This is a genomic window from Fibrobacter sp. (assembly GCF_017545445.1).
Lineage (GTDB): Bacteria > Fibrobacterota > Fibrobacteria > Fibrobacterales > Fibrobacteraceae > Fibrobacter.
On record NZ_JAFWOM010000048.1, the window covers coordinates 1 to 6,594 of the forward strand.

Here is a 6,594-nt window from a genome sequence, read left to right on the forward strand (position 1 = left end):
AAATCGGCGAAGGCCTTTCGGTGCATTACTCCGGCGGTTCGAGCCTCTCGAAAGATGTGGCCAAGTGGCTCGAGAAAAACGGCGTGAAGACGAAATAATGTATATTCCTTGATATGCCGATTTCCGCCAAAATCCGTATGCCGCTTGATATCGCGATGACGGTCGCGACGCTCGTGCTGATGGGCGGCAATTATTTTTTTGAATCGACGGCCGTTCACGAGATTCTGGGCGTGGTGCTGCTTGTTCTGTGGGCGGTGCACATCACGCTGAACCGGCGATTTTTTCTTTCGCTGTTCAAGGGCCGCTACAACGCATTCCGCATCTTGCAGGCGGTCGTGAATTGCGGGATTTTTTTGTGCGCGATTTTCTTGATGGTGAGCGGCATCATGCTTTCGAACCATGTGTTCGCATTCCTCGGAATTGAATCGGGCGCAAACTTCTCCCGCACGGCGCACCTGCTCGCAAGCCACTGGTATTACGTCTTCATGTCGTTCCACATCGGGCTGCATGTAAGCCTGATTGCAAACCGCTTGGGACTTGCAGGCGCATTCAAGTCAAAGGCGGCGCTTGTCGCAACTCGCATAGTTGCCGCTCTCGTGGCGGGTTACGGAATTTACGCCTTTGTGATTCGCGGGCTTTGGAAATACATGTTCCTGCAGCAGCCCTTCTTCTTCTTTGATGCGGAACGTGGCTACGCTCTCTTTTTCGCGGACTATATCGCCATCGTCGTGCTGTTTGCCGTCGCGGTGCATTATGTGGCGAAAGTAATGCTTAAATATTCGCATTACAGAAAGTAAAAATGAAAACTTATTTTTTAGGGTTTAATGTTTTAATCTTTTTCCCTTGATTAAACTCTATTTGATGTAGGTCTAATAATTCGGATAGATTTATGTCCAAACCATTTGCTATTTCGATGAGCGTTATAAGACGGGGATTTCTAGAACCGTTGATAGCTCTTGTAATGGTTGATTTGGTGAGTCCGTTCTCGTAGGCAAACTTTTCAATAGTTGCATAGCCCGCATCCTGAATCTTTTGACGGATGTTTTCGCGAATGTGCTTTATGGTCACTTCGGGGTCTAGCATAATTTACAAAGCTAGCGAATAGACCATGTTGAATAGTTGCCGTATGGCAACCTATTTTCAAAAGAATCTTTGATTTGCTTGTATATCAGCCCCGACCTATGGTTGCCGTTTGGCTTCCTTATATCATAATTCAAGCTAAAATAGAGGAAAAAACTGTTTTTGCAAAATTTTAAGTTGCCGTTTGGCAACCTTCTTTATAATTTTTTTCAAGGATCATTTTTATAGAAGAGAATTTTTGCAGTATATGTTAGAAACCAAATTGAAATCTGAATTGGAAAAAATGAGGCTTCTAGAACTCCAGCTATTTGTCATAGAGTTCGGCCGAGCATCCCAATTAGGTAGATCTATATCAAAAAATAAGCGGAAACCGAAATCAGGATTTCGTGAGGCTCTTGTAAAAACATGTTTGTCATTGATAAAAGAAATGGATGATAATGAGTTGTCTAATGTAAAAATACGAAGAGAAATTAAAAAATTGTCCATGAAATATGATGTGTCTTATGGTCAGGCTCAAAAAGTTGTAAATGTTTGCTTGAAGCAATATATGTTCCTTACGCAGAAATATGAATTTGCAAAGGAGCTAGATTGTCCTTTGGACTCTACAACGATGAGCGGATACAAAATTTTTCATAACAAAATGTGCTCTGTTGACGAGAGTGATTACAAGCAATATCAAAACCTTTTTGACCAAAGTCATAATCCGAGAATCTTAAAAGATGAGATTTATGACACACAAAGAATCTGTAATTATACAGCGAGGAAAAAATGAAAACAATTAAAATTCTTATGGCGTTTACATTGCTTTCAACCATTGCCTTTGCCGAGTCGGGCAAGGTAAAACAGGGGAAAATCTCTTATGAAGGGAGAGAGTATAAGACCGTAAAAATTGGCAAACAGGAATGGATGGCTGAGAATCTGAATTATAAGTCGAAAAATGGCAAGGGCAAAAACATATGTGCGGGATGTGAGGATTTCGGACGCTTGTACACTTGGAATTCTGCGATGGATATTAAGCAAGAGGCTAAAGAAGATTATGACATGGAAAGCCGAACCGAAGATAGACCAATTTCAAAAAAACACCAAGGAATTTGCCCTGCGGGATGGCATATACCAACGGTTGAAGATGTGAAAGTGTTGTTAACCTACATTTCGGTTAAAAGCCTTAAAGATGCTGGTAATTGGCAGGATTCTTATTTGGAAATGATTCAGGGGGATCTGAAAGAATTTATTTTCCCTCAGAATGGAGGTAGAAGCCAAAGGGTTGTACAGAATATGTGGTTCTATGGAGTATCTCTCTGTGAACCGGAATACTGGGCTTATAACAATGGACAGGAACAATGTGATAATACATTTGGTATGAGTATTCGTTCTTCAGGAACTGGCGAATACAGGGAGCTGGATAAATGTAAACCTCTCCAAATGATGACAGATTTTGATACAGGAAAAAGAATTTGTTGTAGTGAGGGATGTGCCGGGGATCATTTTGCAATGTGGCTCGCAGATGAAAATACTTCTTGCTATGATAAAGTAACGAGAGGCCGTCATGTCTGCGAGTATGCTCCAAAGGCTGCTTTGTTTAGATTTCAACAGGGAATTGGCGGAGAGTTCCTTCAAGATATTGACTGGAAGTACAAAAATTCATATGCATCTGTGAGATGTTTGAAAGATTAAACCAAGGAGATTGTTGTGAAAAATAAAACAACAGCTATAATTCTGTCGCTTCTTTTAGGCGGTCTTGGTGTAGATCGTTTCTATCTGGGATATACCGGATTGGGCGTTCTCAAGTTGCTTACGGGAGGTGTTTTCGGTATTATGTGGTTGATTGACCTCATCCTCATCATTTCGGGAAATTTAAAACCTAAAGATGGTGATTATACTGCATAATTTTTATATCTATAAGGGGAAAATAGAGTCGCTTGAGAATGACAGGCGACTCTGCTTTTTTGAAAAAATTGAATTGTTTTTGTAAGGGAACTATTTCCCTAAAAAAGATTTGAAATTAATGATAAATCTCAAATCTTTTCTTTTGTAGGGGCTTTAGGAAAATCTTCTTTAGTTCTCGCTTACTGTGAAATGTAAGGGAGAGTAAGCTCTGTTTGCTTTCGCGTTAGGGATAGTGACCCCTTGGGGACAAGACTTGCGTAGCGAGGCTTGGTTTTAACAGTACTTCGGGCGGCTTGCAAGGGCCGCCCGAAGTGCGTTAAAATATAGCCCGACCCAGCCCCTTGCAAAAGACGATAGGAGATCCCCGCCTTCGCGGGGATGACATATCGGGGCTGGGAAACGCCCTCTTTTTCGTGGACTATATCGCCATCATTGTGTTGTTTGCCGTCGTGGTGCATTATGTGGCGAAACTCATGAAGGTATAGATTTGTACATTATTAGTACAATGAAGCGTATTAAACAAAACATCCTTTCGATGATTGCAGTCGCGTTATTCGCGATTCTTTCTGCTATTGTCGAGGGTTCTTTTGTTTACGATTACGGCACCGAACTTGGTCAGGTTGCAGAAAGTGAGAAAGTTTTCACCGCTCACGATTTTGCCGATAATCCGTTATACCTGTCTCGAGAATCAACAGCTGATGCAACACTGCTTACGCGCAGGTCGGGCAGGCTGGTTTCATTGCGGACATCGCGAAGCGGTAGCCTTCAAGGCTATGGCGGGCGCAGTCCGGCAACGTCCAAACAACAGGCTACACCGTTTGCGACTAAAATCGCGCGCTCAACTATTTGCATCCATTGCGGCTTCCCTTTACCGCTAGTTTATCAAAAACCTAAAGAATATTACGTTTACACGCTAGAGCGAATGCTCTGTTAGCAAGTTCTTTCTCCAAGCCTTAAACACTAGTAAATGGCCGCGGCCCTTACCGGGTTCGCGATATCATTCATTTTAAAAAAGAGAAAGAACATGGAAAACATTTCCAAGATGGAGATGGCTAACGCCCTCTTCAATAAGCCCTATATCAAGACCGAAAAGAAATTTTTCGGTTTCAAGACAAACGTCACCTACACTAAGACGAATTCACCCGTTGTGGGAATATGCCTGGAGTTTAGCCCCACGGAAGGGCAAAAAATCCAGGCGATTGTCGGGGCACCTTCAAGTGATTTGGAGGCGACAATTCAAAGAATTGGCCACCCTAAAACAAGCGACAACGGAAATTTCCGCCTGAACCTTTGCTATTCGCAGGACCGCGAATTTGCGGCACTGCAATTGCAGCAGTTCTCGGGATTCGAGTACCATAACGTAGGTGGAATTCGATTTGCCGAAGGCGACGAGGCGCATAAACTTCTCGCCGTTTTCGTGAAATAAACGGACATATCGTCAAAAAGGCTCCCTCGGAAAAACGAGGGGGCTTTTAATTCAATTTTTCATTACTTCGCGGCTAAAGTCTCGTTCATGCTGCCGCTGCGAAAGCCCTGCAGGTCTAGCGAGATGTAGGTAAATCCTATTTTCTTGAAGGCCGCGAGAATCTGGTCGCGATTTTTTAGTACCGTATCGAAATCTTCGGGCAACACCTCGATGCGCGCGAGGTTGCCGTGCAGGCGCACGCGGAACTGCTTGAAGCCCAGTTCAAAAAGCAGTTGTTCCGCATTTGATATCATGGAAAGCTTTTCCCGGGAAATGGGTTCTCCATAAGGGATGCGGCTTGCAAGGCAGGCGAAGGAAGGTTTGTCCCATGTGGGTAAATCTAGTTGGTGCGAAAGTTCGCGGATGTCTGCTTTAGCGAGTCCGCATTCCAGGAGGGGGCTCCTGATGCCGAGTTCCTGGAGGGCGCGCATTCCGGGGCGGTAATCGTGAATGTCATCGGCATTGCTGCCTTCGCAGACGACTGAAAATCCTGCGGCCTTTGCGCATTCTGCAATTTTCGAAAACAGGTTGCGCTTGCAGAAGTAGCAGCGTTCCCTGGAGTTTTCGGCAAAGCCTTCTACCTGCATTTCGTCAACTTCTATCAGCTGTTGCGGGATTCCGTGCAACTTGCAGAACTCTCGGGAAAATGCGATTTCGCGTTCAGGGACCATTCCCGCCTGGACTGTGTAGGCGACTATGTTGTCGCCCAGAGTGTCGTGGGCGACTTTCGCAAGGAACGTGGAATCTACGCCGGCAGAAAATGCGATGGCGACGCGGTCCATTTCGCGCAAGAGGGCTTTCAGTTTTTCAAACTTTTGGCTCAAGCTTTCCATGTAAAGTAAAATACAAAAATTGCGGATTGACAACTCGCTTTTAGTGCAGTTTCTTCTCGACCTCTTTCTGGATTTCGCGAATGGGAACGCCCGCCTTGTCGGCGCATGCTTTCAGGTCGTCAAATTCGGGTTTGATTTTTTCGATGTCGCCTAGGACGGACTTCTTGACGCGAACCTTGCCGAATTCCGTTTCGACTTCGAAGATGCTGCGGGCCATGCAGGTGCGTTCTACGGGGAAACGGCGTACGCCGACGGTCGATGTATGCAAGAAAATGGCTTTCTCTACGGCGGCCAGGTGCTCGTTGTCGGCGAGAGCGCACAGGAGAGTGCCCATGCGGTTTTTCTTCATGTAGCAGGGGATAAAATGGACATCGCGGGCACCCGCCTCGAAGAGTTTGTCCATGGCGTAGCCCAATTCTTCGGGAGTGGAATCGTCGATGTTCGCTTCAATCTGGAAAACGTTGCAATCTGCGGGGGTGCAGCCTGTGGCACTGGATGTTGCGTCGCCGCATTTGTCGCCTGCGGAGTCCTCGATGATTTGTGCCCGCAAGAAGTTTGCACGCCCGAAATCGCGCTTGCCGAGACCTATGCCCGATTTTAAAATTTTGTAGCCTGCGGGGAGTGTTTCTTGTGTCCGCAGAGCTGCGACGATACCGGCTCCCGTGGGTGTAACCATTTCGCCTTTCGTTTCGGTGATGTGAAGTGCGATGCTCGCTGCTTCTGCAATGTGCGCTACCGCCGGAACGGGAATCGGCAATTGGCCATGTTGCGTTTCTACAAAACCAGAACCTTCGTTGAGCCCTGTTTTAATATATCTCTATAAATTAAATTTTAAAAAATATGTCAGAAAAAAATGCTTTAAAAGAATACAAAAAAGGAATAAATTATTTAAAAACATCTTGTTTAAAATGTCGTTTCAGTCCCGATTATACAAGTGCGATTCCTTATTTAAAAACATCAGCAGATGAATTTCACAATTCTAATAATTTCGAAAAAGAATTAGAAGCTCGTCAAAGTTTAATAAACTGTTTCCAAAAAGAAGAAAGTTTTTGGGAAGAAGCAAAAGAGTACGAAAAAATAAGTAATATATATTTAAAATCAAAATCTCCTTCTGATGCATATGATTCAATAGAAAAAGCTTATGCTTCTTATAATAAGAATCATTCATATGAAGACGGAATAAAAGCTTTAATGAAAGCAAGTGATAATTTTTTAGAAAATGAAAATGAAGCCGAGGCAGAAAAATGTCTTGAAACTGCATTTAATGGAATAAAAAAATATTACCATGTAATGACTATGAATGAAAATGATAGTCAAATTTATATTTAT

Annotated in this window: 10 protein-coding genes; 7 read left to right on the plus strand and 3 right to left on the minus strand. The window is 43.9% G+C overall.

Annotation, left to right across the window (positions count from 1 at the left end):
- The first annotated feature begins 113 nt into the window (after positions 1–113).
- Positions 114–797: a DUF4405 domain-containing protein gene (locus IKG78_RS05755; RefSeq protein ID WP_290940736.1), complete on the plus strand. Its 684-nt coding sequence runs from the start codon at positions 114–116 to the stop codon at positions 795–797.
- Positions 798–807: 10 nt separating this feature from the next.
- Here IKG78_RS05755 and IKG78_RS05760 read toward each other — a convergent pair whose 3' ends face one another.
- Entirely contained in the window at positions 808–1,083 is a 276-nt protein-coding gene (locus IKG78_RS05760) for a helix-turn-helix transcriptional regulator (protein WP_290940741.1), read from the minus strand.
- Between the two features lie 259 nt (positions 1,084–1,342).
- Between IKG78_RS05760 and IKG78_RS05765 the strand changes: the two genes are divergently transcribed.
- The 5 genes from IKG78_RS05765 to IKG78_RS05785 all read left to right on the plus strand — a co-directional run bounded on the left by IKG78_RS05765 (position 1,343) and on the right by IKG78_RS05785 (position 4,393).
- The gene (locus IKG78_RS05765; RefSeq protein WP_290940746.1) at positions 1,343–1,852 is read left to right on the plus strand and encodes a hypothetical protein; all 510 of its coding nucleotides are present in this window, start codon (positions 1,343–1,345) and stop codon (positions 1,850–1,852) included.
- Positions 1,849–2,754 (plus strand): FISUMP domain-containing protein, encoded by a 906-nt coding sequence (locus IKG78_RS05770; protein ID WP_173565019.1) that lies wholly within the window; start codon positions 1,849–1,851, stop codon positions 2,752–2,754. The genes IKG78_RS05765 and IKG78_RS05770 overlap by 4 nt, the downstream gene beginning before the upstream one ends.
- Positions 2,755–2,769: 15 nt before the next feature.
- Positions 2,770–2,967, plus strand: coding sequence for a TM2 domain-containing protein (locus IKG78_RS05775; protein ID WP_290940752.1), 198 nt, complete (start codon positions 2,770–2,772; stop codon positions 2,965–2,967).
- Between the two features lie 505 nt (positions 2,968–3,472).
- Positions 3,473–3,901: a hypothetical protein gene (locus tag IKG78_RS05780; protein ID WP_290940755.1), complete on the plus strand. Its 429-nt coding sequence runs from the start codon at positions 3,473–3,475 to the stop codon at positions 3,899–3,901.
- 90 nt (positions 3,902–3,991) lie between these two features.
- Positions 3,992–4,393, plus strand: coding sequence for a hypothetical protein (locus IKG78_RS05785; protein WP_290940757.1), 402 nt, complete (start codon positions 3,992–3,994; stop codon positions 4,391–4,393).
- Positions 4,394–4,455: 62 nt separating this feature from the next.
- Here the strand turns inward: IKG78_RS05785 and larE are convergent, their stop codons facing one another.
- Together larE and IKG78_RS05795 are read right to left on the minus strand one after the other, a co-directional pair.
- Positions 4,456–5,265, minus strand: a complete 810-nt coding sequence (gene larE / locus IKG78_RS05790; RefSeq protein ID WP_290940761.1) for an ATP-dependent sacrificial sulfur transferase LarE — start codon at positions 5,263–5,265, stop codon at positions 4,456–4,458.
- Between the two features lie 40 nt (positions 5,266–5,305).
- Positions 5,306–6,076: a LarC family nickel insertion protein gene (locus IKG78_RS05795; RefSeq protein WP_290940768.1), complete on the minus strand. Its 771-nt coding sequence runs from the start codon at positions 6,074–6,076 to the stop codon at positions 5,306–5,308.
- Between the two features lie 29 nt (positions 6,077–6,105).
- Here IKG78_RS05795 and IKG78_RS05800 point away from each other — a divergent pair.
- The coding region (locus tag IKG78_RS05800) for a hypothetical protein (RefSeq protein WP_290940764.1) at positions 6,106–6,594 on the plus strand (489 nt) is incomplete at its 3' end.

What these genes read in the sequence shown, in the direction of transcription:
- IKG78_RS05755 (WP_290940736.1), top strand. Translation starts at nt 114, where the DNA reads ATGCCGATTTCCGCCAAAATCCGTATGCCGCTTGATATCGCGATGACG.
- IKG78_RS05760 (WP_290940741.1), bottom strand. Translation starts at nt 1,083, where the DNA reads ATGCTAGACCCCGAAGTGACCATAAAGCACATTCGCGAAAACATCCGT.
- IKG78_RS05770 (WP_173565019.1), top strand. Translation starts at nt 1,849, where the DNA reads ATGAAAACAATTAAAATTCTTATGGCGTTTACATTGCTTTCAACCATT.
- IKG78_RS05780 (WP_290940755.1), top strand. Translation starts at nt 3,473, where the DNA reads ATGAAGCGTATTAAACAAAACATCCTTTCGATGATTGCAGTCGCGTTA.
- IKG78_RS05785 (WP_290940757.1), top strand. Translation starts at nt 3,992, where the DNA reads ATGGAAAACATTTCCAAGATGGAGATGGCTAACGCCCTCTTCAATAAG.
- larE (WP_290940761.1), bottom strand. Translation starts at nt 5,265, where the DNA reads ATGGAAAGCTTGAGCCAAAAGTTTGAAAAACTGAAAGCCCTCTTGCGC.